This window comes from Psychromonas sp. MME1 (assembly GCF_041080865.1).
GTDB lineage: Bacteria > Pseudomonadota > Gammaproteobacteria > Enterobacterales > Psychromonadaceae > Psychromonas.
Map to the genome: position 1 here is coordinate 1,022,009 of NZ_CP160906.1, position 25,676 is coordinate 1,047,684.

The following is a 25,676-nucleotide window of genomic DNA, read 5'->3' on the forward strand; positions in this document are numbered from 1 at the left end:
TTTATTTTTCTACTGTTACACTGGTGATAACAACATCTTCAAGTGGCACATCTTGATGGACAAAACCAAAGTTACCTGTTGCTACACCTTTAATTTTGTCTACAACTTCAGAGCCTTCAACGACCTGAGCGAAAACACAGTAGCCCCACCCGTTAGCCGTTTCTGATTTGAAATCTAAAAATTTATTATCATTTACGTTGATAAAAAACTGCGCTGAAGCTGAGTGCGGCTCGTTTGTGCGCGCCATAGCAACAGAATACTTCTTATTTGATAAGCCGTTATTTGCTTCATTTTTAACGGGCGCATCAGTCTCTTTTTCTTCCATGCCTGACTTAAATCCGCCACCTTGAATCATAAATCCATCAATTACACGGTGAAAAATAGTGTTATCATAATGGCCTGTTTGTGCATATTTAGTAAAATTTGCCGCTGTTTTTGGCGCTTTTTCAGCATCTAGTTGAAGTTTAATATCGCCAAAATTTGTATGTAAAGTAATCATTTTATGATCCTGTTATTAAATAAAGCCGCTATCATACATGAACAACTATTTTCATTAAATACAAAGGATGAATTTGTCCTAGTTGCGAGTTAGAATAGCACTTTATATTTACTAGATTGGAAGCCGGATGTTAAAAATATACAACACACTGACCAGACAAAAAGAATTATTTAAGCCACTTGTTACAGGAAAGGTAGGCATGTACGTGTGTGGTGTCACTATCTATGATTACTGTCATATAGGCCATGCCAGAACATTCGTGGCATTTGACACGGTTGCACGTTACCTTCGTTTCAGTGGTTACAATTTAACTTATATCCGTAATATCACCGATGTTGATGACAAAATAATTAAACGTGCCAATGAAAATGGAGAGAGTTGTGATCAACTGACGCAACGATTTACCAAGGCAATGCACGATGATTTCGATGCTTTAAATATGCTACGCCCTGATTTAGAGCCGCGAGTGACCGAACATATGGATGAGGTGATAGTGATGATTGAAAAATTATTGCACAAAAATCATGCTTATATCGCCGACAATGGCGATGTCCTCTTTTCGGTTGCAAGTTTCACTGAGTATGGTCAACTTAGTGGGCAAGATTTACAGATGTTGCAAGCAGGCTCACGTGTTGATGTCGATGAAAGTAAACATAATCCCCTCGATTTTGTGTTATGGAAAATGTCTAAAGACAATGAACCATTTTGGCCATCACCTTGGGGAAATGGTCGTCCAGGTTGGCACATTGAGTGTTCTGCGATGAATCATAAACATCTCGGTGAAATATTTGATATCCATGGGGGTGGTTCTGATCTTGCTTTCCCACATCACGAAAATGAGATTGCGCAATCCTGTTGTGCTCACCACGGAAAATATGTCAATACGTGGATGCATTCTGGCATGGTGCAAGTTGATAAAGTAAAAATGTCTAAATCTTTAAATAATTTTTTCACTATTAAAGATGTATTAGCTGAGTATGATAGCGAATCTGTCCGTTACTTTTTAATATCAGGTCAATATCGTAGTCAACTGAATTATTCAGAAGATAACCTGAAACAGGCACGAGCGAGTCTTGAACGCTTATATACTGCGATTCGTGATGTTGATGTTGCAGATTTAAAAATTGATAAAAATGATCCCCATTACAGTCGCTTCTGTGCTGCTATGGACGATGATTTTAATACCCCAGAGGCGCTCGCTGTCTTATTTGATCTTGTTAAAGAAATAAACCGCGTAAAAGCGGCTGGCAGCAATAAGGTGGCACAATTAGCCGCGTTATTAATAACAATGGCAAATGTACTTGGCTTACTCAGTCAATCTCCTGAGCTGTTTTTAAAGGGCAATGAAAATGATGACGAAGTCATGCTTATTGAAGCGCTTATCAAGCAGCGTAATGATGCTCGAGCGAATAAAGATTGGGCTAGTGCTGACCAAGCGAGGGATAAATTAGCGGCGCTCAAAATTGTATTAGAAGACAGTGCTGCTGGTACAACTTGGCGCAAACAATAGCAACACTACTAAAATTAACCATAGCAACATGCCCTAAAGATATTGGGCAATGTTGCTTCATCCCCTCCTATATTGTAAAATGCTGTTTTTTATTTTTACATCCCATTGATAAATTCATGATAAATGTTCTAAGCTTATTTTTGATCAAATAAGGAGGAGCTATGAGTGATATTGGTTGTAAGGTAATTGTTACTGGGCACGTTCAAGGCGTAGGATTTCGTTATTTTACCCTTAAAGAAGCACAGCTCTATGGGTTAACTGGACACGCGAAAAATCTCAATAATGGCAATGTTGAAGTGTTACTTTATGGTGATAGAGATGATATTGACAAAATGGTTAAGTGGTTAAGCATGGGACCAAAAACAGCACGTGTAGATGAGGTACAAGTTACTGAAGTCCCGTATTGCGAGGAGTTAGATTTTAATTGTGGTTAAGGTTTGAGCTAACAGTATACTTAATTGATATTAAACATTTTTCATGTTTTTTTTCATTGTATTGTAGCTAACTTGGTGTGGATAAATACTCTTTATTGTAGGGATAGAGTAAAAATAACATCGTACCATGAGTATATTCAATGCTTAGGGATATTTTGGCAGGATAAATCACTTTTCTTCTAGTCATTAAGCGCTATGGATTGATACTATTATTAATTATAAGGATATATATATGTCACTGACCATCAAGCAGAAAATCTATTTTCTGTTGTTCTTTTCTATGTTTGCCATTATTACTATCGGTTATAGGGGGATCTCTTTAGTTAAAGAGGAAATGTTTGAAGCGCGCAAAACACAACTTAAAGTGCAACTTGAATCAGTCGAAAATTTGCTCAAACTATACCAAGAGCGCGTACAAATGGGCGAATTGACATCTGAGCAGGCAAAACAAGCGTTTTACATTACATTACAAAATCTCGGTTATGACGACAATGGATATTTTTTCGCTTTTACATCAGACATGATACTTCGTGTGTCGGCTAAAGGTAAAAAAAGTGGAAATAATATTGGCAATGTAAAAGATAGTGATGGGCGCTATGTTTATCGAGACCTTTTACAAGCGACTAAAAATAGTAGCGGACGTGGCTATGTTGAATATCAGTTTCCGCGCGAAGTAAATGGTACACCTGAGTCTAAGCTGTCCTATTCGATAGCGTTTAAACCATGGGATTTGGTGGTCGGTACTGGAATTTATATTAGTGATGTTGAAGCTAAAGCACGGCATGCGACAATTGCGATGTTATTGGCTGCTTCTGTCGCACTGGTTGTGATGTTATTTATTTCCTATTTCATAATGAAAGCTATCGTTAATCCTATTAAAAATATACAAAGTGTCATGTTAAAAGCTGAAAATGGCGATTTAACAGAGCGCATTGATATCGAAAACTCGGCAGATGAATTGGGAATATTAAGCCAATCTATTAATGCTATGCTCGAAGAGTTCCACCAACTTTTAAAAAATTTGGCAGCCTCTTCAACGTTTCTTATTGATGCAGCTTCCGGTTTGTCCGTGATTGCAGCACAAACAAACCGTGGTGTTGTAAAGCAGACCGATGAAATTCAAACGGTTGTCAGCGCCATTGAGCAGATGTCTCTAACCGTTAAAGAAGTTGAAGGTAATACATTTAATGCTGCTAATGCGACCGCTGAAGCAAGTGAAATGATTAACAGTGCTAGTAAGATGGTTGCTGACACTATCGATTTAATTGATAACGCGGCTAGTAAAATTGATGATGCTAGTGCTGTTGTTGATGAGCTTAAGATCGGCTCAGCAGAAATTGCGCAGGTCCTTAATGTCATTACCGGTATTTCTGATCAGACGAATTTGTTGGCACTTAATGCTGCTATTGAAGCAGCACGTGCTGGAGAAGCTGGACGTGGTTTCGCGGTGGTTGCAGATGAGGTGAGAAGTTTAGCGCATAGCACGCAAAACTCGACGGTTGAGATCCAAAAAATTATCGAGAAGTTACAAAATTTAGCGCTAAGTGCTGCCGCGAATATGGCGGAAGGTAAAGATGCAACGAAGAAAACAATCGAAGCAGCTGCAGAAACGGATCATAATTTGAAGCGAGTGGTCGAGTATGTCGATAATATTAATCAGATGACAGGGCAGATTTCCTCAGCGACAACGGAACAAGCCGCTGTATCTGAAGAAATTGCGCGTGCTATGGTCAGTATTAATGACATTTCCGTTGAAACAGGTCATGCAAGTGATCAGACTCGGACAGAGAGCGAAAATGTTCGCTCTTTGGCGCAGAAAGTTGACCAGAGTGTCGCTAAATTTACCATCTAAATGTCGCTGTTTTAAATATTGCGGTTATTTTTGATAGCCGCTTTTTTTTTGAAATCATTTAAGACAATCTCTAGCGCCTCGATTGCGGTTTGGGTTTCAATTTTATTTTCTTCTAATAACTGAATTAAATCGACAGCAAGTTGAATGGATTTTGGTGCATCACTCAATTTAATTTGTTGTCTGTTATTTTTAGTCATCTTTAATTTCATCCAATTTAAACTCAAGGTGCTGTGTATAAGTATTGCATTTCTGGTAACGTACTTTTAATGCGGCTATTTTTTCTTTTATATAATATTTATCGTCATTTTCAGTAGCAAGCAGGCGATCTTCCTGTTCAGAAATCATGGTTAATAGGCGATGTTCATAGTGGTATTGTTTTTGTAGTTGTTGGTATATCTGTTCTTTTGGTTTGGAGTAAGAATGATAGAGTAGTTTTGCTTGACCTTGTTCTAACCCTTGTACGAGCTGTAATAAAACTTGAAACTGCGCCACAAAATGTTCACATTCAAATTTAATCAGATTCTTCTGGTAAACCTTTAGTTATCACATCATGTAAACCATTATAGGTATCCTGTAGCTGTGTTATATAACCCTTCAGGTTTAAAGACCGCTGTGCAAAAATGTGCACTTCGAAAACAAAAAAATGATTCTCACTCTGCTTAATTGTTTTATCTAAGAGATTGCAACGTTTACTCAAATCATGTAATTGATTTTGTAACGATTGCAAAAGTGTTAGATAGCCGGGCTAACTCGGTTTTATTTAGTTTAGCCATGCGTTATAACCTAATTTGATCGCCATAATGACAACAATAGAGATAAAAATGGGGCGAATAAATTTGGCTCCAAAGCGAATTGCAGAATGTGCGCCTATATAAGCGCCTAACATCAAGCAGCTTCCCATTATTAATCCAATCAACCAATCAACCTGTTCAAAATAGATAAAGACAGCTAAGGCTGCCAAATTACTGGTGAAGTTCATTGCTTTTGCAACGCCGCTTGCTAGTAATATATTGATTGTATACAAACGCATATTGCTAATGACCCAGAAAGCACCTGTTCCTGGTCCTGATACGCCATCATAAAAACCTAATATAAAGCCCTGTAGACGTTGTTTTAATTGAAATGCTGCGGTTTTTTCTGGTAGCAAGTTATTGTTAATATCATGCATTCGATTGAATAGACTATATATCGCCACCCCTAAAATAATGAGTGGCAGTAGTTTTTCCAGCCATTGTGTGGTAATAAAATTAACCACAATAGTGCCAAATATTGCACCAATTAAGGTGCTATAAAAACTTTGTAACCAAAAATGAGGATCAAATAGTTTCTTGCTAAAAAACGTATAGGCGGCCGTTCCTGAAGCGAAGCTAGCTGAGAGTTTATTTGTCCCCAAGGTTAAGTGAGGGGGTAAGCCAATACTTAGTAGGGCTGGGACGGTTAACATGCCTCCTCCACCGACAATGGCATCAATAAACCCCGCTAATAAACCGACTATAGCAATTAAAAACCAACTGCTTGGATCTAGTAAAACTTCAATCATCATGTTTTATCTCATAGCGAATATCAAAAGGGGGAAGTGCATCAAGTAAGCTTTTACCATAGCGCTTAGTTTTCACTCGTTTATCTAAAATAATAATTTGACCAGTATCCTCTTCCGTACGTATTAAGCGTCCACAGGATTGAATCAATTTTTTACTCGTTTCAGGAATCGATAGTTGTAAAAAAGGGTTTCCACCCTGTGCTTTTATCCATTCAGAATGCGCTTCTTCTACGGGGGAGTTTGGCACGGCAAAGGGCAGTTTAGTGATAATTAAATTATTCAAGTAGTGGCTGGGTAAGTCGAGACCTTCGGACAAGCTACCTGTACCAAACAAGATACTCGTTAGCCCTTGGTCACAGCGTTTTTTATGTGTTTCGACTAATTTACTGCGTGATAAAACCCCTTGTACTAATAATGCTTGGGAGTATTTTTTAGCTAATTTATCTACCACTAAATTCATTTGCCAATAGGAGGCAAATAAGACTAAATTTGCTTTATTCTCGAGTAGATAATGGTCTATCTTAACCACCAACTCATCATCAAATCCTGCTTCAGTTGGTTCATTTTTCATATCTGCAACAATTAACGGTATTTGTTGATAATTAAACGGTGACTTTAAACGTAGGTACTGAGTGCCATCATTACTTTTTAGGCCGCTTTCTCGTTTAAAATAATCAAAATTGTTGAGGGAAGTCAGTGTCGCTGAGCATAAAACCACGCCAGCGGCTTGTGACCAAAACATATATTCTAAAATACCACCCACTTCGATTGGAGAGGCATTTAGGTATAGATCATTATCTTTCTTTTCAACCCATGAAGCAATCGGTGCATGTTGGTTATTACGTTCTTTGCTGACCATTTTCCAGAGTGCATGTAAATTTTCTAGCCGTTGTGCAAATAGTCCCGACTCGATTAATAGCGGATCAACCTCTGCTATTTTTACATGCCCATCTTTAATTTCTTCGTCAATAATACTATTTAGTTTATTAAGAGCCGATAAACATTTTTTGCTTTCCGTTTTGATATTAACAGCATTGACTATCAACGCATCGGGTAATTCTCCCATGCTAAAACGGTATTGTTCTGATTGTGCAAAATAATGGGGATTCGCAGTAAAATAATGTTCAACAATTTTTAGCTCTTTGCTTAATTCAACGGCACTATCGAGCATATTCATACCCGGCGTAATGGTAGTTTGACGTTTAATAACGCGGTTAACATGCTGTATTAAAGATTTTATTTTTTTCAACCAGTCTAATGTGCCTTTAATATTTGCCTGTGCACTGGAAAAATCTCGCGATATTTTTGGGAAATGATGTGCTTCGTCGAGAATATAAAAACAATTAGTAGGTTCAGGTAAAATAATGCCGCCGCCGAGTTCAAGGTCAGCAAGCAAAAGTGCATGGTTTACGACAATAACATCTGTTTTATTAATAGCATCACGAGCACGATGGAATGGGCATTGGCGATGATTTGCAAGGGAACGCTTGCAGCTAAATTTATCGGAAACGATATGTTGCCAAACTCGCTCAGGTATAGGGGTTGGCCAAGTGTCACGATCGCCTGCCCACTTTCCATCTAAATAGGTATCATTGAGTGATTTCAATAAAGAGCGATCACCTGCTTGCGGTTTTTCGGTGAATAATGGTGCTTGCGAAGAGTCTTGCTGTGCGTTAAATAATTTATGCTCGCAGCAATATCGTTGCCGCCCTTTAGCTAGTGTAAAAGTAAATTTGTAATCACTATGGCGTATAAAAAAAGGTAAATCTTTTTTAATTAATTGTTCTTGTAAAGTGATGGTTGCGGTCGATATGACTAATTTTTTATTGTTACGTTGGGCAACGGGGAGGGCGGCTAATATATAAGCCATCGATTTACCAATGCCTGTGCCAGCTTCGGCAACAAGAATGCGACGTGATTTGTCGTACTCACCGCTTAGGACTTTTGCTATTTCAGCGAGTAAATAGTTTTGCGATTTACGTTTACTAAAATTAGGTAATGCTTGCGTAATGAGTTCGTAACTTGTTCGGATCTGTTTTTTTAAAGAATCTGTAAGCATGAACTCCACAACTAACTAGTTAATAGAAAACAGGATAAAATAGTCTAACTATTTTACAGGTTAACACAGTTGCTCTGTGGTGGTAAGTTTGCTCAATGGGACGCCCATTTACAATATCTTACGCAGCTAACTAAGCGTTTCCCTGTTTCATAGTTAGGTCACATATTTAATCCTATTGACATAAGTAAAAAAAGGTATGGTTAATAATTGATTATTTCGATTGCTGTAAATAAATAACAGCAGCTTCAACCCGAGATTTTATCTGCAATTTTTTTAATAAACTTTTAACGTGTACTTTTACTGTACCTTCTGAAATATGGATATTTTCAGAAATATCCCGATTACTTAAACCTTTTGATATTTCTTGTAATATTTGCACTTCACGTTTAGTCAGTTTTGCTAATTTTGTGCGGATATTATCTTCTTCATCGAGTTCGTTAAGGTACGCGCTTAATTTATCTGTAACGACCATCTCACCTGATGCTATTTTTTTAATACTCTTGATTAATTGCTCTGGTTCGGAATCTTTGAGTAGGTAGCCATCTGCGCCGTGGTTAATCATCGCGATAACATCTTGTTTATTATCACTTACCGTTAAGATAATCACTTTGCCATCAGAACCCTGTTGGCGCAACCGTTTTAGTGTCTCTAAACCAGATATTCCCTGCATATTATAATCTAATAAGATAAGTTCAGGGTGCAATTGCTCCGCTAATAGCAGCGCTTCGTCGCCATTTTGTGCTTCGGCAATAACATCAAATTCATTATCAATAGTTAATAATTGTTGGATACCTTTGCGCATTAAAGGGTGATCATCGACAATCATTACACGTGTTACATGATCCATTTATACTTCCTTATGTGTATAACAGGCGGTTAACGGGAAGATTATTTTTACTTCGGTACCTTTGCTATGCTTTGGAAAGGTAAGTTTTGCGCCTAGTTCATCGGCGCGGTGCTGCATAATCGATAATCCAAAATGATCATAGTTCTGGCTTGAATCATCAGTTTTATATGCAGTGGCCATCCCTTCTCCATTATCATTGATACTAATCCATACATTGTTATCGCTTGTTATGATACACGATATAACAATATCGGTGCAGTTAGCATGTTTTATTGCATTAATGATAGCTTCTCGAACAATTTGTAGTAAATGTATATGCTGGCGAGCATCTAATCTAAATGGTGCTGAAAAATGGTGAACAGAAATAGTCGCTTTGGTATTTGTTTGTAATGTATTGATGACCGTTTGTAAGGCCTCATTAAAGTCAGATTGAGGAGCGTTTAAACGGAATGTTGCAAGTAAAGAGCGTAGATGTTTATAGGCTTCATCAAGTGCTATTTTAATATCATCAATGGTTTGTTGTGCCACTTGTTCTTGTTCGTTGTAAATTTGCCGTTGTAAAAGATCGCATTGGATTTTTAAAAATGATAAGGATTGTGCAATAGAGTCGTGTAATTCGCGTGCGATAATACTTCTCTCTTCCATTAAAAATAATTTCTGCTCCTGGGCGTGATGTTCTTGTTGATAAAGTGCTCTTGCAACCAAACCGGTAAAGCTATCAATCAGCGCTTGCTGTACTTTTGTGTTATTTGCAGTCGCGTAATTGAGATAACCATAGGTTTTACTATTGAGAATAATGGGAATGCGAAAGTGATTTTTCGCACCCGTTGCACAGCCTAAATCACTTGGAATAAAATGGCCATTATTTAACTCTAAACATAATTTTTGTAACTGCGCATATTTACCCAGCGAATTTAATGCCTCTGTTAAAATAGGAGAAGATAAATCAACAACACTTAATTGCTGTGATGTGGTGAACAAAAATTCAATGGTTTGATTAGCACTTTCTAAAGCAGCCGTTTTTTCAGCCACCTGTTGTTCCATTCGTGCAAGAGAAGAGTCGGGGGGCTAATTTATTTTCGATAGTTTGGGCTAATTGCGAAAGTTCATTATCTGAAGACAAATCAGAAGGATGAGATTGTTCTGACGATAGATCTTTTACTAGCTTGTTAATTGGATTCGCTATATGGCGTTTGCAGTAATAAATAATAAAGATAATGTTACTTAACAGGAAAAGGGAGTAGATAGATTCGAATAAATAGATAAGTTGTATTTTCTTTTCAACAAGCGCTCTATATTTATTAGTTAAAGAGGCAAGTGACGTTGCAAAATCGGGTACTGATAGGGCTAATTTATCTGCGGTTGGTGATTGCTGTGTTGATTTTAATTGATTCCATTGCTTATATATTTCACCATTATGTTTGTTGATTGACTCGGTATTTAACCAAGAGTGGGCTAATGCTGCCACGCTTAGATTGTCATCAATTTTTGCGATGATATTTTTTATTGAATGATGAGAGGCTTCTAATTCACTAACTTGAATATGGCTATCAGTTAACTTAGCGATTATTTGATTATCACGCAAATAACTATTAAAAAGGTTATATTGAAAGATAAAATGCACTATAAATAGTAGTAGTGCTAATATACTGGCATCGATGATTTTTTTACTGACTGAATTGTGTTGAAATAGTAGCTTAATTTTCATGGCTCTAAGAGAATAAGGAAAGTAATTTTTAATGTAACATACTGTTAAATTATCACCAAGATAGATAACAACTTATTATAAAGCTCCGAGCTTAATATCACTAAGTTTATTCATTTTTAATAAATATGTGAATTTAGCCGCTTAAGAATATTTTTATTATCTTAAGAAGGGTAAATAGAGAAATTTATTTGCCTCCCGTATTTGGAAAGGAACTAATTATGAACCAATTGATTGATAACTATGGTAGAAAGTTTGAGTACCTGCGCTTATCTATTACCGATGAGTGCAATTTTAAATGTAATTACTGTTTACCTGATGGTTATAGCTCACCCCATAAAAAACATTTTTTAACCGTTAATGAAATCCGAAATTTATTAAATGCTTTCTCTGAATTGGGAACGAAAAAAGTACGTATTACGGGCGGAGAGCCCAGTCTGCGTAAAGATTTTTCAGAAATAATCAGCACCATTGCTAATATTCGTACGATTGAAAAAGTAGCAATGACGACCAATGGGTATAGTTTAAGTAAAAATGCACAACAATGGTTTGATGCAGGTTTAGACGCTATTAACGTGAGTGTTGATAGTCTTGATGCGAAGACTTTCTATTTAATCACGGGAAAAAATATATTTCAAAGGGTGATGCAGGGTGTTCAGGCATGTGTCGATGCTGGTTTTAAACAAGTCAAAATCAATAGCGTGTTAATGAGGGGACTCAATGATCGCGATATTGATTTATATCTTGATTGGATTAAAAATCAGCCCATTCAATTGCGTTTTATTGAATTAATGCAGACAGAAGATAATGCGGATTTTTTTAATAAGCACCATATCTCAGGGGAGTGGATTAAAGAAAAATTATTGGCATCTGGCTGGATAAGAAAAACAGCATTGAATCATGATGGTCCCGCGCAGGTATTTACACATCCTACTCATATAGGAGAGATAGGATTAATAATGCCCTATAGTAAAGACTTTTGTAACAGCTGTAATCGATTACGAGTCTCTTCAGTTGGTCGTTTACATTTATGTTTGTTTGGTGAGGAGGGGATTGATTTACGTGATTTACTCGCTTCAAGTAAGGATAAGGAACGATTAAAAACACGGATAATTAATGCCTTAACCACTAAAAAAGAGAGCCATTTTTTACATGCAGGCGAAATGGGGGGACTCCCCATTTGGCATCTATAGGCGGCTAACCTTAAATATTCAAATTGCATGGCTAGCACCCCATAAAACATTTGATATATATCAAATGTTTTTTTACTTTACCCTAAAGGGGTATATCCGTTTCTAGCTTATTACCCAACAATATAGATATAAATACAAACTCTGTGATTGATGTTCAATATTAGTAAGTTACAGCCAGCTATAGTTAACACTTAATAAGTGCAAAGAAGGTTTGCCATGCTTTTTAATGCTAGTAAACGTAGGCTATTCAAACATACTAACAATACGGTTATTGATAATTTATTACCTTGGATTTATCAATCCGAAGCTTTAATTGCACATTGTACGCAATGTGGTGATTGTATTGATGCCTGCCCTGAAAAAATAGTGATTAAAGGGGATGGTGGTTACCCCAGCATTGATTTTAGCCGCGGTGAATGTACTTTTTGTGGAAAGTGTGCAGATATTTGTAAAGCGCCTATATTTGTAAGTACAGAGTTGCAGCCGTGGTCAAAAAAAGCACAGGTAAATAATTCATGCCTTGCTAATTTACATGTTTATTGCCGCAGCTGTGCTGACAGTTGTGAAGTTGAAGCCCTATCATTTCAGTTGGGGGTAAGTAATGCCCCGCTGATTAATGCCGATTTATGTACTGGATGTGGTGCATGCTTTTCTCCCTGCCCAACCCAAGCTATCGACATAAAGGAAATAGAATGACAGATAATGAATTACATATTTCTAGCTTAATAGTTCATATTAATATTACGAAAGCGAATAAAATTGAAGAAAGTATTAATTCACTCGAAGGGGCTGAAGTGATTACAATCTCTCCTGAAGGTAAAGCGGTTGTCGTGTTAGAGGCTCCCAATCAGCGTGTCATTATGGAAGTGATTGACGCAATAAATGAGATAGATGGCGTCATTAATACCGGACTTGTGTATCACGAATTTGAAAAACTACAAGCTTAAAAAATAAGTGAGGAAGTAAAATGAAATTTACTAGACGTGAATTTATGAAAGCACAGGCCGCCGCTTCTGCAGCGGCCGTTGCTGGCATAACACTACCAGCCTCTGCCAGCAATTTAATTGCCAGTAAAGATGCCAGTAAAATTAAATGGGATAAAGCACCATGCCGCTTTTGTGGGACTGGCTGTAGTGTTCTCGTTGGCACACAGCACGGCCGAGTAGTTGCGACACAGGGGGATCCCGATGCACCCGTGAATAAAGGTCTAAACTGCATTAAAGGCTATTTTTTATCAAAAATAATGTATGGCAAAGATCGCTTAACGACTCCCTTATTACGCATGACTGATGGCGTCTATGATAAAGAAGGTCAGTTCGCTCCGATTTCCTGGGATGCGGCCTTTGATATTATGGCCGAAAAATTTAAAGAAGCGCTAAAGAAAAAAGGGCCAACCTCTGTCGGTATGTTTGGATCAGGTCAATGGACTGTATGGGAAGGTTATGCAGCTGCTAAATTGATGAAAGCTGGATTTCGCACCAACAATTTAGATCCTAATGCGCGTCACTGTATGGCTTCTGCAGTTGCTGGCTTTATGCGTACCTTTGGCATCGATGAGCCGATGGGATGTTATGATGACCTCGAAAATGCTGACGCATTTGTGCTTTGGGGCTCAAATATGGCAGAAATGCATCCCATACTTTGGTCTCGCTTAACTGATCGTCGTTTAAGTAATCCCGATGTTCGTGTACATGTATTATCAACATTTACGCACCGTTCTTTTGAACTAGCCGATAATGGCATGATTTTTACACCACAAAGCGATTTAGTTATTCTTAATTTTATCGCTAACTACATTATTCAAAATGATGCGGTAGATAAAGAATTTGTTAAAAAGCATACCAACTTCCGTAAAGGAGTGACGGATATTGGTTATGGTCTGCGCCCAACAGATCCATTACAACAAGCCGCAAAAAATCCAGATTCGGGTGACTCAACGGCAATAACATTCGAAGAATTTGCAAAATTTGTATCGACATATGACCTTGATTATACAGTTAAAATGTCGGGTGTGCCTGCAGAAAAATTGATTGAATTGGCTAAAGTTTATGCAGATCCGAATAAGAAAGTCACCTCCTATTGGACCATGGGTTTTAATCAACATACACGGGGTGTATGGGCTAACAATCTGATGTACAACGTACATCTATTAGTCGGTAAAATATCTAAACCTGGTTCGGGGCCTTTCTCTTTAACGGGGCAACCCTCTGCCTGCGGAACAGCACGTGAAGTTGGGACATTCTCTCATCGTTTGCCTGCTGATATGGTTGTTAACAATCCTAAACACCGTGAAATAACAGAAAAAATATGGAAAATACCAGAAGGAACCATTGAAGGGAAACCGGGATTCCATGCAGTTTTACAAAACCGTATGTTAAAAGATGGCAAGCTCAATGCCTATTGGGTGATGTGTACTAATAATGTACAAGCCGGCGCGAATATTAATGAGGAAATTATTCCTGGTTACCGTAATCCAGAAAACTTTATTGTTGTTTCTGATCCTTATCCAACGGTAACGGCACAAATGGCTGATCTTATCTTACCGACGGCTATGTGGGTTGAAAAAGAAGGTGCTTACGGCAATGCAGAGCGACGCACTCAGTTTTGGCACCAGCAAGTTAACGCGCCTGAAGGGGCAAAATCAGATTTATGGCAGTTAATTGAGTTTTCTAAACGTTTTAAAATTGAAGAGGTATGGCCTGCTGATTTGATTGCAAAAATGCCAGAAGTGAAAGGTAAAACATTGTATGACGTACTTTATCGTAATGGACAAGTCGATAAGTATAAACTCGATGAATTGAAACCTGATCAGCTTAATGATGAATCGCGCGACTTTGGATTTTATGTACAAAAGGGGTTGTTTGAAGAGTATGCCATCTTTGGTCGTGGCCATGGGCATGATTTAGCGTCCTTTGATCAATACCATAAAGCACGAGGTTTACGCTGGCCTGTTGTCAATGGACAAGAGACGTTGTGGCGCTTCCGTGAAGGTTATGACCCCTATGTAGAAGCTGGCAGTGAAGTACAATTTTATGGCAAAGCAGATAAAAAAGCGGTCATTTTTGCCTTGCCCTATGAGCCACCAGCAGAATCGCCTGATAAGGAATATGATTTATGGTTAAGCACTGGGCGTGTTCTTGAGCACTGGCATTCGGGGTCAATGACTCGCCGTGTTCCTGAATTGTATCGTGCATTTCCTGATGCGGTTGTATTTATGCATCCAGATGATGCTCAGTCGCGAGGGTTGCGCCGTGGAGATGCTATTGTCTTAGCTTCTAGACGAGGGGAGTTGACTTCCCGTGTTGAAACTCGTGGTCGTAATCGTCCACCTAAAGGTTTAGTGTTTATGCCTTGGTTTGATGCGAAGCAGTTAACGAATAAAATTACTCTTGATGCCACCGATCCACTTTCTAAAGAAACAGATTATAAAAAGTGTGCGGTTAAAATAACGAAAAAAGTGTAATTTAATGGGTAAGCGACCACAAAGAAAAAAAACACGGCGTCAATTTCTTGTTGATGCAAGTAAAGGTGCCTGTGGTGCAGGATTTATGGGGCTGGGGTTGGCGAGCTACTCCAATCACAGTCAATCAATTAGTCCACAAATACTGCGTCCACCAGGGGCTTTGGCTGAATCTACTTTTCAATCAGCCTGTGTCCGTTGTGGTTTATGTGTGGAAGCTTGCCCCTACGATATATTAAAACTAGGGCGCTTATTTGAACCGATTGCGACGGGGACTCCTTATTTTATAGCTCGCACGGATCCCTGTGAAATGTGTGAAGATATTCCATGTCAGGTAGCTTGTCCAACGGGGGCGCTTGATCCTGAGCTGAAGCGTATTGATGATGCTCGAATGGGGTTAGCTGTATTAATTGATCAAGAGAATTGTTTAAACTTTCAAGGGCTACGCTGTGATGTTTGTTACCGTGTTTGCCCTTTGATTGATGATGCCATTACCTTAGAGATGCACCGTAATACGCGAACGGGTCATCATGCGGTATTTATTCCTACAGTACATTCCGATGTTTGCACGGGGTGTGGTAAATGTGAGCAGGCTTGTGTGTTAGAAGCGGCGGCAATTAAAGTGTTACCCATTGCCTTAGCTAAAGGTGAGTTAGGTAAACATTACCGTTGGGGGTGGGAAGAGAAACAAAAAGCAGGTAAGTCTTTAATTGATCCCGTATTGGACCTTCCTGATCGGCTACCTGAGGGACTTAAATGAAAAGCGATCAGTTAGGTAAAGCTGCCGTTGCAAAGAAAGGCTGGTTACTGGCCAACCGTTTCTTATTACTGCGTCGCATTTCGCAGGGCTTTATATTAATACTGTTTTTATTGGGGCCTCTAGCTGGGGTTTGGATTATTCAGGGTAACTTAAGTTCAAGCTTACTTATGCAAACCATCCCTTTTAGTGATCCTTTTATTTTACTACAAAGTGTGGCTGCTGGTTTTCAGCCTCTTTGGCAAGCGTTATTAGGCATGCTGATCGTTTTGTTCTTTTATTTAATTGTGGGAGGACGTGTTTTTTGCTCTTGGGTCTGCCCCATTAATTTAATCACGGATGCTGCAGCTTGGTTGCGTAGGAAGTTAAAGCTTAGAAAAGAGAGAGTAATAAGCCGTGATTGGCGTTATTGGATACTGGCAATGGTGATAATATTGCCTATTTTTACTGGCGTGATGTCATGGGAACTTATTAATCCTGTCTCGGCATTTCACCGTGGTCTGTTTTTTGGGATGGGCTTTGGTTGGATATTGTTTTTGATGATATTTATCTTTGATTTCATCGCAGTAGAAAAGGGATGGTGTGGGCATTTATGCCCGATGGGCGCATTCTATTCACTGATTAATAGATTTAGTTTAATCAAGGTTGCAGCTCTAAACCGTGAAAAATGCACTAATTGTCTAGATTGTTTTGATGTTTGCCCTGAGCCCGATGTATTAAAAGATCCCGTTCATGGTAGTGAAAGTACCTTAGTCAGTGATATAAATTGTACGAATTGTGGTCGTTGTATCGATGTTTGTGCAGAAGATGTTTTTATAATTACGACCGTATTACACGGTAAGAAATAGCTCGTAAGGGTGGAGAAATAAGATGAAAAAATTGCTAACAGCTATCATAACAGTGGGGATTGTCGCTTTTTCGGCTAGCCCTTCATGGAGTGCCGATACAGCTATTATTACCGATGATGGGGGTGTTGAATCTTTACGTGGGTATGAACGGATTTCTGATACTAATCAGGCCGAACTACTGAAACATATTCAAAAAGATAGAGAGCCAATCGATCGAAGTTATGTACATCAACCCCCTTTAATCCCCCATGATATTCGTGGTTATGATGTCACATTGAATGCAAATAAGTGTTTGTCTTGCCATAGTTGGAAGAATGCCGGAAAAGTTGGCGCCACCAAAATAAGCCCAACACATTTTGTCACTCGTGATAACATCACCTTATCAGATGTTTCGCCACGTCGTTATTTTTGCCTTCAATGTCATGTGCCGCAGGCAGATGCCAAACCTTTGGTCGAAAATAATTTTGAACCAGTTGAATCATTACAATAATCTTTAGGCGAGGGTATCATGCTAAAATTTTTAAAACGCTTGTGGGTTATCATGAAGTCTCCATCATCGGCTGCAATGGGATTTATTCTCATGCTCGGATTTTTAGGAGGGATCATTTTCTGGGGCGGCTTTAATACAGTGATGGAGGCGACAAATACAGAAGCATTTTGTGCAGGTTGCCATGCGCCAATCGTTAAAGAGATCCGTGAAACGATACATTACTCGAATCGTTCTGGTGTGCGAGCTATCTGTTCTGACTGTCATGTACCTCATAACTGGACTGATAAAATTGTTCGTAAGGTACAAGCTTCTAAAGAGTTATTTGCCTTTGCGATGGGAACAATTGATACAGAAGAGAAGTTTTTAGCTCGCCGAGGCCATTTAGCGCGAAGGGAGTGGCAACGTATGGAAGAAAATAAATCACAGGAGTGTCGTAATTGTCATGAGTTTGACTTTATGGATTTTTCCGAGCAAGGGCCTCGTAGTGTGAAAATGCATTCAACAGCATTAGCCGCGGGTGAAAAAACCTGTATCGATTGCCATAAAGGTATTGCCCATAAGTTACCGGATATGACTGGTGTAGAAGGTTGGTAAATATCAGGTTATACTGAATATCAAAGGAGCAATTATTGCTCCTTTTTGTTAACTTTTTTGGGTAGACAATATTTTGAACATTGTAGGTATCGTATTGGCGGGTGGATTGTCGACTCGCATGGGTAAGGATAAGGCCAATTTAAAATTAGCTGAACGAACGTTACTTTCCCGTGCCGTTACATTACTTGATGGCCTTGATTTTTCCGCAACATTTGTTAGTGGTAATTATCCTGAGTATGACTGTATTAAAGATATCTCTGTAAATAACGGCCCACTTTCAGGGATCCACGCCTGTGCTACTGCTCTCTATCCTCACTATGATGCGCTATTTATCATACCCGTCGATATGCCGCTGTTAGTGAAAGAGCATTGCTTACAACTATTAGAGGCATTCAAAGAACATCCGCAAGGCGTCTACTTTGAAGGTGCCACTATGCCTATGATTTTACCTTTGAATAAACTACTTTGTGATTATTTACAGTCAAGCTTACAATTTACAGAAAAAAAACAGTTTTCATTAATGCGATTACTTAACACCTTACAAATACAAGCAATAGCGACCAATCCATCTCAATATATATACTTTAAAAATAGTAATACACCACAACAGTGGATGGAATGTGTTAATACCTTTCAAAAAATCAAAGACAATATTTAGGGGATAAAAATGAGCCACCTTGCCAGTAAAGAGTTTAAAACGGTTAAAATCTGTGTGCTGACAGTATCAGATACCCGTACAGAGGAGACAGATACTTCGGGGGGCTATTTACGCGATGCCTTACAACAAGCTGGACATCACCTGCAAGATAAACAAATTGTGATAGACGACCCTTATCAAATACGTGCCGTTGTTTCCCATTGGATTGCTGACCCTATGGTTGATGCAATTCTTATTACTGGAGGAACGGGGTTCACTGCTCGAGACACCACGCCGGAAGCGGTATCTGTTTTATTTGATAAGCAAGTAGAGGGCTTTGGTGAGCTATTTCGTCATGTATCCTATGAAGAGATTGGTTCATCAACGATTCAGAGTCGCGCATTAGCTGGGTTTGCTAATAATACGGTGATTTTTTGCATGCCGGGTTCAACGGGGGCATGTCGTACTGCCTGGACAAAAATAATTCAAGAGCAGTTAAATTCACAGCATAAACCCTGCAATTTTATCCCTCACATTGGGGAGAGCTGCCAATAATGGTAAATCAATTTACACATATCAACCAAGATGGTAAGGCTAATATGGTCGATGTCAGTGACAAAGAGGTTACGACGCGGCAAGCTATTGCGCAGGCATATGTGCAGATGTCAGAGCAAACCCTTGCGCTTATTATTAATGGAGCACATCATAAAGGTGATGTTTTTGCTACGGCCCGTATTGCTGGTATCATGGCGGCTAAAAGAACTGCTGATTTAATCCCCCTATGTCATCCGCTTGCTTTGACTAAAGTCGAAGTGGAGTTGACGGCTGAATCCGCTCATAATCGTGTAAAAATTCAAGCGCTTTGTAAATTAAAAGGTAAGACGGGCGTTGAGATGGAAGCGTTGACTGCGGCATCAGTCGCGGCCCTGACCATTTACGATATGTGTAAAGCAGTACAAAAAGATATCATCATAAGTGATATTAAACTCGTTGAAAAAACGGGTGGTAAATCAGGGCACTTTAAGTTGGAGGAGAGAACATGATACGGGTGTTTTTTTTTGCGCAGGTAAGAGAGCAAGTCGGTGTAAATGAACTGCTGCTAAATAGTGCTGAAAATCGTGATGTAACCGAGCTGTTAGCGAATCTACAGGGGAGAGGGGATAATTGGCAGAAAAGTTTAGGGCAAGCTAATTTATTAGTTGCTGTCAATCAGGTCATGAGTCATCGCTCGCAGCAATTACACAGTGGTGATGAAGTTGCATTTTTCCCACCCGTAACAGGTGGTTAGCATGGTTATAGTACAAAACGAAGATTTTAACCTACAGGTTGAGTATGACCGTTTGCGCGCTAAAAGTAGTGTTGGTGCTGTGGTTACTTTTTGTGGTTTAGTGCGCGATCTTAATCAAGGAGAAAAGGTTTCAGCATTAACGCTTGAACACTACCCCGGTATGACAGAAAAAATGCTACTAGATATTACAGAGCAAGCTAATAAACGTTGGCAACTGATTGATTGTACGGTTATACATCGCGTAGGAGAGCTGCAATTACAGGATCAAATTGTCTTTGTTGGAATCGCCAGTTTACATCGCGGCGATGCGTTTGCGGCCTGTGAATTTATTATCGATTATTTAAAAACGCAGGCGCCTTTTTGGAAAAAAGAGCAGCTTATGGGATGTGATAGTCACTGGGTCGATGCCCGTGAAAGTGACCTTGCCGCACTCAATAAATGGTGTGAAAAATAATGCGGCGCCTTTTGTTTTTGATATTGGTATTAAGCAGTTATACAGTGCAAGCGCAAATCAAGGTTGCGGTAGCGAGTAATTTTAAAGCAACACTCAGTGCAATTATTGATCAATATCAGCAAGAGACCGGTAATGAGGTAGTTGCTTCAAGTGCATCAACGGGAACCTTATATAACCAAATTGTTCATGGTGCACCTTTTGACATTTTTTTATCTGCCGACAGCATCCATGCTGAAAAAATAGAACAATCGAAATTTGCGCTAAAAGGGTCACGTTTTACCTATGCACAGGGACTGCTTGCTTTTTGGCAACCACGTAATGTATCTGTTAATCTACAGTCATTAGGCGATTTTAAAGGACGATTGGCGATTGCTAACCCTAAACTTGCCCCCTATGGCTTAGCGGCCAAACAAAGCTTAGAACATTTCAATTTATGGAATAAATTGAACTATGTAAAGGGAACAAATATAGCGCAAGCTTACCAATTTATTGAATCGGGAAGCGTGCAGGGCGGTTTGGTTGCCTATTCTTTATTAGTACAAGAGAATCAAAGCAATTATTACCTTATACCTGCGCATTTGTATGACCCCATTGTTCAGCAGGGGGTATTAATGAATACAAAAAATCAAGTGCAAGCCGCACAATTCATTAACTATCTACAATCTAAACCAATACAAGCTTTTATACAGACTCAGGGATATCGCTAATATGCTCTTAGAAACGGATATCAGTGCTATTTGGTTGACCTTAAAATTAGCCTCGCTAACGACCGTTATATTATTGCTCATCTCTCCTTTATTAGCATGGTGGCTGGCTCGAAGCCGCTCTTTTTTTCGTCCAATACTAGAGTCTATCGTTGCTTTACCTTTGATACTACCCCCGACGGTATTGGGCTTTTATCTGCTTGTTGCATTTTCACCCGATAGTTTTTTAGGGGGATTGTGGCGCGATTTGACAGGCAATAGCTTAGCATTCTCTTTTTCTGGTTTACTTATCGCTTCAGTGATTTACTCGCTACCCTTTGTTGTTCAGCCGCTGCAAAGCGCTTTTGTTAATCTAAATGACGATTATTTAGAGGTTGCAGCAACGCTTGGTTTCAATCCGATAGAAACTTTTTACCACATTGTTTTTCCAATGCTATTACCGAGCTTTATCATTGCAGGGGCGTTGGGGTTTGCGCACACGATTGGTGAATTTGGTGTGGTCTTAATGATTGGTGGCAATATACCTGGCGAAACCCAGGTGTTATCAATCACACTTTTTGAGCATGTGGAAACGTTGCAATACGCACAAGCAGAGTTGTTAGCTTTTATTTTACTTGCATTCTCAATGACCCTTTTGATGCTCGTTTATGGCATTTTACAAAAGCGTCAAAAGCGGCTGACCTATGCTTAAATTTGATATAAAAAAAACAACCACACAAACAGATCAAAGTGACTTCCACTTTCAAGGGGAGAGTGGTGATTTTCAAATCTGTATTTTTTTTGGTGATTCAGGTTCGGGAAAGACGACGTTGATACGTGCCATTTCCGGTTTAGATAACGGTTTTAAAGGTATCCTAGAATTTAAGCATCAACATTGGCAAGATTCGCATTCCTTTGTGACAACCGATAAACGAAAAATAGGTATGGTCTTTCAAGAGCCTCGCTTGTTCCACACCTCGACGTATTGGCGAACTTACAAATTGCATGTAAAAAATCAGTGAACCCTTTATTTAGTATTACAGAGTTAGCGCATAAGCTTGACTTTGCCGGGTTATTGCATAAAAAAAGTTATCAGCTCTCCGGTGGACAAAAGCAACGAATAGCGATCGCTCGTGCTTTATTAACCGCGCCGCAATTACTTATTATGGATGAACCCCTCTCTTCACTAGATAATCATAGTCGACAAATTTTACTGCCTTTTATTAAAAGTATCAGTCAGCACATTCCCATTATTTATATCACGCACGCAATGGCAGAGGCGTTTTATTTGGGGGATAAAATGATGTTAATTAACCAAGGGAGAGTAGAAGCGTTAGGCAGCCCTGAAGAGCTGTTTTTAAATCCTGATTTAAGTTTGGTTAAGCACGCTCATTCGGGGTTGTTGTTAAAGGTAACAAGCCTCGTTTATGATGAAAAATATGCCTTGTTAAGGGGCTGGTTAGATGGGCAGGAGGTGTTTTTAACGGCGCATAATATCGAAGGTCAACAGCAAGTTCAGGTTAAAGTAGAAAGTAAAGATGTGGTCATTGCTACAGCGCTTTTAAATCATTGTTCATTGCAGAATTGTTTACGAGTCACTATCTCTTCTATCAAACCATTACTAAAAGGAAGTGTTCTATTAACACTCTCTACGGGTAAACAAAAAATACTTGCAAAAGTTACCTGCAAATCCCTATACGAATTAGATTTACAGGTAAATCAATCAATATTTGCCTATATCAAAACTTTGAGTATTTTGGATGATTTGAATTAATACAATAAACTGTATACCTTACGGCGATACTCACCGACGAGCGCCGCATCATCGAGCTTGGCTAAAATAGTTAAGATCATTTGTTTAGCCTCGCCATTTTCGTATCCTAAATCGGTCAATAAAATTTTATACAATAAGGGGAGAGCCTCGCTATTTCTTTTTACTTGTTGATAATGACCTGCTAATTGGTACAGCAGAGCCATGTCATCCGGTGAAGATTGTAATTGTGCTTCTAACGCTACTATTTCAGGTGTCTGTGTGGATTGCATGGCCAACTGTAACTGTGAGACAAGGCTATTGTAAATCATATTTTGTTCGTTCAGCGGAATGTCTTGCAAAATGTGCTTACTACTCTCATGCTCCCCTAATGCAAGATACACCTGTGCTAGGGCAAGTTTAATGTCACTTTGCTCTGCTGCAATTTTGCTCGCCTCTAAAAGCACTTTTTTGGCTTCATCTAGATGACCTTGAGCGAATAAAGTTTGCCCTTGATTAAGCAAAGCTAATGCGGGGTCTGGAGTATGCTTGCTAATAAAAGTGCGAATAAACGCTTCACTTTGCTCGCCTGCAAATCCATCAATGCCTTGCCCATCTTTAAAAATGAAAACACTCGGAACACTCTGCACGCCAAAATGATTCACTATTTGTTGCTCAATATCGCAATTGATTTTAGCTAATGTAAATGTTTGATTGCCTTCGTTATGTAGTTTTTCTAATAAAGGCAATAGGGTGTTGCAAACAGGTGATTGAGGGGACCAAAAAACGACAAGAACGGGTTGCTGTTTAGAGCCTTCAATGATTATTTGTGGAAATGTTGATATTGTTACATCATGGCTAGTTGATTGCATTTTAACCTCTATTGAAAAACGCCTATAAATATATGCTTAGATTATCGTTAAAATGTCTGAACGCAAGCATCTATCCCATATTTTCTAAATCTAAGCGTAATCTATGTACTTTATCGCTTGTGTTTAATAGTTTGCAAAAGTAACATTGAAAAATCATAAAGAGGAGCTTTGAAGATGTTAACAGGTAGTATCGTCGCACTCGTGACACCGATGGATAAAACTGGCGAAATAGATTTCCATGCATTGAAAAAACTTGTTGAATTTCATGTGGATTCAGGGACTTCAGCAATTGTTGCTGTCGGTACGACAGGGGAGTCTGCAACATTAAATGTTGATGATCATGTTAAATTTGTAATGAAAACACTTGAATTTGCTGATGGCCGAATTCCTGTTATTGCAGGAAATGGCGCAAATTCCACTTCAGAAGCAATTGCGTTAAGTAAATTGTTTGCTAATACGGGTGTCGTGGCTGGTTTGAATGTCACTCCCTACTATAATAAACCAACGCAAGAGGGGCTGTATTTACACTTCACCGCCATCGCTAATTCCTGTGATTTACCACAAATTCTGTATAACGTGCCAGGGCGAACTGCTGTAGATTTGTTACCTGAAACGGTTGCGCGTTTATCGAAACATAAAAACATTATAGGCATCAAAGACGCAACCGGTGATTTACAACGCCTTAAGGACATTCAAGCCGTTGTCGCCGATGACTTTGCTTTGTTAAGTGGCGATGATGCAACTGCCTGTGATTTTATATTAGCTGGTGGGCATGGTGTGATATCAGTTACTACTAATGTTGCGCCCGTTGAAATGGCTCAAATGTGTGCCGCCGCATTAAAAAATCAAAACATTGAGTTAGCCAAACAGATAAATGCACAACTGATGCCCGTTCATAACAAGTTATTTGTCGAAGCCAATCCAATTCCTGTAAAATGGGCATGTACTGAACTTGGTCTGATTCCTGCTGCGGATTGTCGTTTACCCTTAACAATTCTTTCTGAACAGTATCAAACTGTCGTTCGTGACGCCTTAACACAAGCAAACTTATTTAAATGATTAAATTATTCAAACAATCTAAACTATCAACAAGCATCCTTATTGCCATAGCATTATCGGGATGCTCCAGCTTTGATAGCCGTATGCAGGCCAATGGCCCCTATCAATACACGGATGAAAAACCTGCAGCCGTATATAATATTGGCGATTTTTCTCATGATGAAGAGACGGCTTTATATAAAACCCCTGCATTGACAGAGATGCAAATACAGAATGGTTTTATGACTAAAGATGTTGATATCCGTCCACCTACACAGCTTATTTCGCCGATGGAAGGTGTGTTACTTGATCCAACTGCAACTAAATACACCAAAATTTGGTTCAATAGAATGGAGCAAGGGGAGAGCATTGAAGATGTAATATGGCACTTGTTAGAAGACTATTTACAACTTAGAGATATCAATATTACTTCTAAAAATGATTACTTGAAACAACTAGAAACGACCACTTTCATAGAGGATAAAGTAGATATCGGTAATTACTTAATTACCAATGAAATGATCAGAAAATCGAGTTATTTCTTTTCGCTTGAAAAGTTAGAAGGGATCAACAGTGTTGCATTAAATGTGCAATTGTTGACATTTGTGGAAACGAATAATGGCAAAGAGTTGCCATATAATTATTCCGATCAAAGTAGAAGAAATATTGAGCTTGGTTTTGTCAATAGCTTGTTGGATTATGCTTACCAACAACAAAAAAATGCAGCCTTAGAGGCGCTTGATTCACAACCTTTACCAATCAAACTCGGTTTTGATGATAATTATCAAATCGCATGGATTGTTGATACGAATTTCACAACTACATGGTTGAAACTCCCTTCCTTATTCAAGTTATTAAGTTTCGAATTGGTAGAGTCTGATGAAAATCTTGGTTATTTCTTACTTAAATTCAATCGACCCAATGATGAGTATTGGCAAGCAAATAACCTTAATCCATTTGAGCTCAAAGAGGCTGAATATTTCGTTCAGTTAGGGGAATCTATTGGCGGTAATACTTCAATAGTGTGGTTAGATGAAGATAAGAAACCATTACCTGATCAAACGGTTACGGATTTGTATTTTAGTATCACAGAAAAAGTTCGCGATGTTCTGTTGCTTAAAAATCAGCAAACAAAACCACTTTAAAAATAGTTAGTAGAGATAAAA

At 38.8% G+C, this 25,676-nt stretch carries 31 protein-coding genes, 1 pseudogene and 1 riboswitch; of the genes and pseudogenes, 22 read left to right on the forward strand and 10 right to left on the reverse strand.

Annotated elements, in window-relative coordinates; translation table 11 throughout:
• Position 1 precedes the first annotated feature (1 nt).
• Positions 2–499, reverse strand: a complete 498-nt coding sequence (locus AB2N10_RS04815) for a peptidylprolyl isomerase (protein ID WP_354625696.1) — start codon at positions 497–499, stop codon at positions 2–4.
• 127 nt (positions 500–626) lie between these two features.
• On the opposite strand from AB2N10_RS04815, the gene cysS reads away from it, so the two are divergent.
• From cysS to AB2N10_RS04830, 3 genes are all read left to right on the forward strand, one after another.
• Entirely contained in the window at positions 627–2,009 is a 1,383-nt protein-coding gene (cysS, locus tag AB2N10_RS04820) for a cysteine--tRNA ligase (protein WP_354625697.1), read from the forward strand.
• A 161-nt stretch (positions 2,010–2,170) separates the two neighbouring features.
• Positions 2,171–2,443, forward strand: a complete 273-nt coding sequence (gene yccX / locus AB2N10_RS04825) for an acylphosphatase (protein WP_354625698.1) — start codon at positions 2,171–2,173, stop codon at positions 2,441–2,443.
• 232 nt (positions 2,444–2,675) lie between these two features.
• Complete coding sequence (locus tag AB2N10_RS04830) at positions 2,676–4,295, forward strand: methyl-accepting chemotaxis protein (RefSeq protein ID WP_354625699.1); 1,620 nt, start codon at positions 2,676–2,678, stop codon at positions 4,293–4,295.
• Positions 4,296–4,306: 11 nt separating this feature from the next.
• On the opposite strand, the gene AB2N10_RS04835 is transcribed toward AB2N10_RS04830, so the two are convergent.
• The 8 genes from AB2N10_RS04835 to AB2N10_RS04870 form a co-directional block, all read right to left on the reverse strand.
• A complete protein-coding gene (locus tag AB2N10_RS04835) occupies positions 4,307–4,492 on the reverse strand; it encodes a YbaM family protein (RefSeq protein ID WP_369434407.1) in 186 nt (61 codons plus the stop codon).
• Positions 4,485–4,787: a primosomal replication protein PriC gene (priC, locus tag AB2N10_RS04840; protein WP_369434408.1), complete on the reverse strand. Its 303-nt coding sequence runs from the start codon at positions 4,785–4,787 to the stop codon at positions 4,485–4,487. The genes AB2N10_RS04835 and priC (AB2N10_RS04840) overlap by 8 nt, the downstream gene beginning before the upstream one ends.
• 19 nt (positions 4,788–4,806) lie before the next feature.
• Positions 4,807–5,022, reverse strand: coding sequence for a primosomal replication protein PriC (gene priC / locus AB2N10_RS04845; protein WP_369434409.1), 216 nt, complete (start codon positions 5,020–5,022; stop codon positions 4,807–4,809).
• 33 nt (positions 5,023–5,055) lie between these two features.
• Positions 5,056–5,835, reverse strand: a complete 780-nt coding sequence (locus AB2N10_RS04850) for a TSUP family transporter (protein WP_354625831.1) — start codon at positions 5,833–5,835, stop codon at positions 5,056–5,058.
• Entirely contained in the window at positions 5,828–7,894 is a 2,067-nt protein-coding gene (gene dinG, locus AB2N10_RS04855; protein ID WP_354625702.1) for an ATP-dependent DNA helicase DinG, read from the reverse strand. Before dinG ends, AB2N10_RS04850 begins: the two co-directional genes overlap by 8 nt.
• Before the next feature lie 211 nt (positions 7,895–8,105).
• Positions 8,106–8,741 (reverse strand): two-component system response regulator NarL, encoded by a 636-nt coding sequence (gene narL / locus AB2N10_RS04860; protein ID WP_354625703.1) that lies wholly within the window; start codon positions 8,739–8,741, stop codon positions 8,106–8,108.
• Positions 8,742–9,773, reverse strand: coding sequence for a histidine kinase (locus AB2N10_RS04865; RefSeq protein WP_354625704.1), 1,032 nt, complete (start codon positions 9,771–9,773; stop codon positions 8,742–8,744).
• Complete coding sequence (locus AB2N10_RS04870) at positions 9,766–10,449, reverse strand: hypothetical protein (protein ID WP_369434410.1); 684 nt, start codon at positions 10,447–10,449, stop codon at positions 9,766–9,768. The genes AB2N10_RS04865 and AB2N10_RS04870 overlap by 8 nt, the downstream gene beginning before the upstream one ends.
• Before the next feature lie 71 nt (positions 10,450–10,520).
• Positions 10,521–10,677: riboswitch (molybdenum cofactor riboswitch) on the forward strand.
• Here AB2N10_RS04870 and moaA point away from each other — a divergent pair.
• From moaA to AB2N10_RS04955, 17 genes and pseudogenes are all read left to right on the forward strand, one after another.
• Positions 10,668–11,639 (forward strand): GTP 3',8-cyclase MoaA, encoded by a 972-nt coding sequence (moaA, locus tag AB2N10_RS04875; RefSeq protein ID WP_369434411.1) that lies wholly within the window; start codon positions 10,668–10,670, stop codon positions 11,637–11,639. Its footprint overlaps the riboswitch before it by 10 nt.
• A 216-nt stretch (positions 11,640–11,855) precedes the next feature.
• Positions 11,856–12,335: a ferredoxin-type protein NapF gene (gene napF / locus AB2N10_RS04880; protein WP_354625706.1), complete on the forward strand. Its 480-nt coding sequence runs from the start codon at positions 11,856–11,858 to the stop codon at positions 12,333–12,335.
• On the forward strand, positions 12,332–12,586 hold the full coding sequence (locus AB2N10_RS04885) for a chaperone NapD (RefSeq protein WP_354625707.1): 255 nt from the start codon (positions 12,332–12,334) through the stop codon (positions 12,584–12,586). The genes napF and AB2N10_RS04885 overlap by 4 nt, the downstream gene beginning before the upstream one ends.
• 20 nt (positions 12,587–12,606) lie before the next feature.
• Complete coding sequence (napA, locus tag AB2N10_RS04890; protein WP_354625708.1) at positions 12,607–15,102, forward strand: nitrate reductase catalytic subunit NapA; 2,496 nt, start codon at positions 12,607–12,609, stop codon at positions 15,100–15,102.
• 4 nt (positions 15,103–15,106) lie between these two features.
• Positions 15,107–15,859, forward strand: coding sequence for a ferredoxin-type protein NapG (napG, locus tag AB2N10_RS04895; RefSeq protein ID WP_354625709.1), 753 nt, complete (start codon positions 15,107–15,109; stop codon positions 15,857–15,859).
• Entirely contained in the window at positions 15,856–16,704 is an 849-nt protein-coding gene (gene napH / locus AB2N10_RS04900; RefSeq protein WP_354625710.1) for a quinol dehydrogenase ferredoxin subunit NapH, read from the forward strand. Before napG ends, napH begins: the two co-directional genes overlap by 4 nt.
• A gap of 22 nt (positions 16,705–16,726) precedes the next feature.
• Complete coding sequence (locus AB2N10_RS04905; protein WP_354625711.1) at positions 16,727–17,194, forward strand: nitrate reductase cytochrome c-type subunit; 468 nt, start codon at positions 16,727–16,729, stop codon at positions 17,192–17,194.
• Between the two features lie 18 nt (positions 17,195–17,212).
• A complete protein-coding gene (locus AB2N10_RS04910) occupies positions 17,213–17,788 on the forward strand; it encodes a NapC/NirT family cytochrome c (RefSeq protein WP_354625712.1) in 576 nt (191 codons plus the stop codon).
• 73 nt (positions 17,789–17,861) lie between these two features.
• Positions 17,862–18,446: a molybdenum cofactor guanylyltransferase gene (locus AB2N10_RS04915; RefSeq protein ID WP_354625713.1), complete on the forward strand. Its 585-nt coding sequence runs from the start codon at positions 17,862–17,864 to the stop codon at positions 18,444–18,446.
• Positions 18,447–18,455: 9 nt separating this feature from the next.
• Positions 18,456–18,980 (forward strand): molybdenum cofactor biosynthesis protein B, encoded by a 525-nt coding sequence (moaB, locus tag AB2N10_RS04920; protein WP_354625714.1) that lies wholly within the window; start codon positions 18,456–18,458, stop codon positions 18,978–18,980.
• On the forward strand, positions 18,980–19,468 hold the full coding sequence (gene moaC / locus AB2N10_RS04925; protein ID WP_354625715.1) for a cyclic pyranopterin monophosphate synthase MoaC: 489 nt from the start codon (positions 18,980–18,982) through the stop codon (positions 19,466–19,468). Before moaB ends, moaC begins: the two co-directional genes overlap by 1 nt.
• Entirely contained in the window at positions 19,465–19,713 is a 249-nt protein-coding gene (locus AB2N10_RS04930; protein ID WP_354625716.1) for a MoaD/ThiS family protein, read from the forward strand. The genes moaC and AB2N10_RS04930 overlap by 4 nt, the downstream gene beginning before the upstream one ends.
• 1 nt (position 19,714) lies before the next feature.
• Positions 19,715–20,167 carry a molybdopterin synthase catalytic subunit MoaE gene (gene moaE / locus AB2N10_RS04935; RefSeq protein ID WP_354625717.1) on the forward strand — a complete coding sequence of 151 codons (453 nt, stop codon included), beginning with the start codon at positions 19,715–19,717 and terminating at the stop codon, positions 20,165–20,167.
• A 44-nt stretch (positions 20,168–20,211) separates the two neighbouring features.
• A complete protein-coding gene (modA, locus tag AB2N10_RS04940) occupies positions 20,212–20,874 on the forward strand; it encodes a molybdate ABC transporter substrate-binding protein (RefSeq protein WP_354625718.1) in 663 nt (220 codons plus the stop codon).
• Between the two features lies 1 nt (position 20,875).
• Positions 20,876–21,562: a molybdate ABC transporter permease subunit gene (gene modB, locus AB2N10_RS04945; RefSeq protein ID WP_354625719.1), complete on the forward strand. Its 687-nt coding sequence runs from the start codon at positions 20,876–20,878 to the stop codon at positions 21,560–21,562.
• Positions 21,555–21,970: pseudogene (locus AB2N10_RS04950) on the forward strand (ATP-binding cassette domain-containing protein); the annotation flags it as partial. The gene modB and the pseudogene AB2N10_RS04950, both read left to right, overlap by 8 nt.
• A 183-nt stretch (positions 21,971–22,153) precedes the next feature.
• Positions 22,154–22,624 (forward strand): TOBE domain-containing protein, encoded by a 471-nt coding sequence (locus AB2N10_RS04955; protein ID WP_354625832.1) that lies wholly within the window; start codon positions 22,154–22,156, stop codon positions 22,622–22,624.
• On the opposite strand, the gene AB2N10_RS04960 is transcribed toward AB2N10_RS04955, so the two are convergent.
• The gene (locus tag AB2N10_RS04960; RefSeq protein ID WP_354625720.1) at positions 22,621–23,472 is read right to left on the reverse strand and encodes a tetratricopeptide repeat protein; all 852 of its coding nucleotides are present in this window, start codon (positions 23,470–23,472) and stop codon (positions 22,621–22,623) included. The genes AB2N10_RS04955 and AB2N10_RS04960 overlap by 4 nt on opposite strands.
• A 174-nt stretch (positions 23,473–23,646) precedes the next feature.
• Here AB2N10_RS04960 and dapA point away from each other — a divergent pair, with 174 nt between their 5' ends.
• A complete protein-coding gene (gene dapA, locus AB2N10_RS04965; protein ID WP_354625721.1) occupies positions 23,647–24,531 on the forward strand; it encodes a 4-hydroxy-tetrahydrodipicolinate synthase in 885 nt (294 codons plus the stop codon).
• On the forward strand, positions 24,528–25,655 hold the full coding sequence (bamC, locus tag AB2N10_RS04970) for an outer membrane protein assembly factor BamC (RefSeq protein WP_354625722.1): 1,128 nt from the start codon (positions 24,528–24,530) through the stop codon (positions 25,653–25,655). The genes dapA and bamC overlap by 4 nt, the downstream gene beginning before the upstream one ends.
• Positions 25,656–25,676 lie beyond the last annotated feature (21 nt).

What these genes read in the sequence shown, in the direction of transcription:
- AB2N10_RS04830 (WP_354625699.1), top strand. Translation starts at nt 2,676, where the DNA reads ATGTCACTGACCATCAAGCAGAAAATCTATTTTCTGTTGTTCTTTTCT.
- yccX (WP_354625698.1), top strand. Translation starts at nt 2,171, where the DNA reads ATGAGTGATATTGGTTGTAAGGTAATTGTTACTGGGCACGTTCAAGGC.
- napG (WP_354625709.1), top strand. Translation starts at nt 15,107, where the DNA reads ATGGGTAAGCGACCACAAAGAAAAAAAACACGGCGTCAATTTCTTGTT.
- napA (WP_354625708.1), top strand. Translation starts at nt 12,607, where the DNA reads ATGAAATTTACTAGACGTGAATTTATGAAAGCACAGGCCGCCGCTTCT.
- cysS (WP_354625697.1), top strand. Translation starts at nt 627, where the DNA reads ATGTTAAAAATATACAACACACTGACCAGACAAAAAGAATTATTTAAG.
- AB2N10_RS04870 (WP_369434410.1), bottom strand. Translation starts at nt 10,449, where the DNA reads ATGAAAATTAAGCTACTATTTCAACACAATTCAGTCAGTAAAAAAATC.
- moaC (WP_354625715.1), top strand. Translation starts at nt 18,980, where the DNA reads ATGGTAAATCAATTTACACATATCAACCAAGATGGTAAGGCTAATATG.
- napF (WP_354625706.1), top strand. Translation starts at nt 11,856, where the DNA reads ATGCTTTTTAATGCTAGTAAACGTAGGCTATTCAAACATACTAACAAT.
- AB2N10_RS04960 (WP_354625720.1), bottom strand. Translation starts at nt 23,472, where the DNA reads ATGCAATCAACTAGCCATGATGTAACAATATCAACATTTCCACAAATA.
- moaE (WP_354625717.1), top strand. Translation starts at nt 19,715, where the DNA reads ATGGTTATAGTACAAAACGAAGATTTTAACCTACAGGTTGAGTATGAC.
- moaB (WP_354625714.1), top strand. Translation starts at nt 18,456, where the DNA reads ATGAGCCACCTTGCCAGTAAAGAGTTTAAAACGGTTAAAATCTGTGTG.
- AB2N10_RS04850 (WP_354625831.1), bottom strand. Translation starts at nt 5,835, where the DNA reads ATGATTGAAGTTTTACTAGATCCAAGCAGTTGGTTTTTAATTGCTATA.
- AB2N10_RS04835 (WP_369434407.1), bottom strand. Translation starts at nt 4,492, where the DNA reads ATGACTAAAAATAACAGACAACAAATTAAATTGAGTGATGCACCAAAA.
- dapA (WP_354625721.1), top strand. Translation starts at nt 23,647, where the DNA reads ATGTTAACAGGTAGTATCGTCGCACTCGTGACACCGATGGATAAAACT.
- bamC (WP_354625722.1), top strand. Translation starts at nt 24,528, where the DNA reads ATGATTAAATTATTCAAACAATCTAAACTATCAACAAGCATCCTTATT.
- dinG (WP_354625702.1), bottom strand. Translation starts at nt 7,894, where the DNA reads ATGCTTACAGATTCTTTAAAAAAACAGATCCGAACAAGTTACGAACTC.
- AB2N10_RS04955 (WP_354625832.1), top strand. Translation starts at nt 22,154, where the DNA reads ATGTTAATTAACCAAGGGAGAGTAGAAGCGTTAGGCAGCCCTGAAGAG.
- AB2N10_RS04815 (WP_354625696.1), bottom strand. Translation starts at nt 499, where the DNA reads ATGATTACTTTACATACAAATTTTGGCGATATTAAACTTCAACTAGAT.
- narL (WP_354625703.1), bottom strand. Translation starts at nt 8,741, where the DNA reads ATGGATCATGTAACACGTGTAATGATTGTCGATGATCACCCTTTAATG.
- AB2N10_RS04910 (WP_354625712.1), top strand. Translation starts at nt 17,213, where the DNA reads ATGCTAAAATTTTTAAAACGCTTGTGGGTTATCATGAAGTCTCCATCA.
- modB (WP_354625719.1), top strand. Translation starts at nt 20,876, where the DNA reads ATGCTCTTAGAAACGGATATCAGTGCTATTTGGTTGACCTTAAAATTA.
- AB2N10_RS04885 (WP_354625707.1), top strand. Translation starts at nt 12,332, where the DNA reads ATGACAGATAATGAATTACATATTTCTAGCTTAATAGTTCATATTAAT.
- moaA (WP_369434411.1), top strand. Translation starts at nt 10,668, where the DNA reads ATGAACCAATTGATTGATAACTATGGTAGAAAGTTTGAGTACCTGCGC.
- AB2N10_RS04905 (WP_354625711.1), top strand. Translation starts at nt 16,727, where the DNA reads ATGAAAAAATTGCTAACAGCTATCATAACAGTGGGGATTGTCGCTTTT.
- napH (WP_354625710.1), top strand. Translation starts at nt 15,856, where the DNA reads ATGAAAAGCGATCAGTTAGGTAAAGCTGCCGTTGCAAAGAAAGGCTGG.
- AB2N10_RS04930 (WP_354625716.1), top strand. Translation starts at nt 19,465, where the DNA reads ATGATACGGGTGTTTTTTTTTGCGCAGGTAAGAGAGCAAGTCGGTGTA.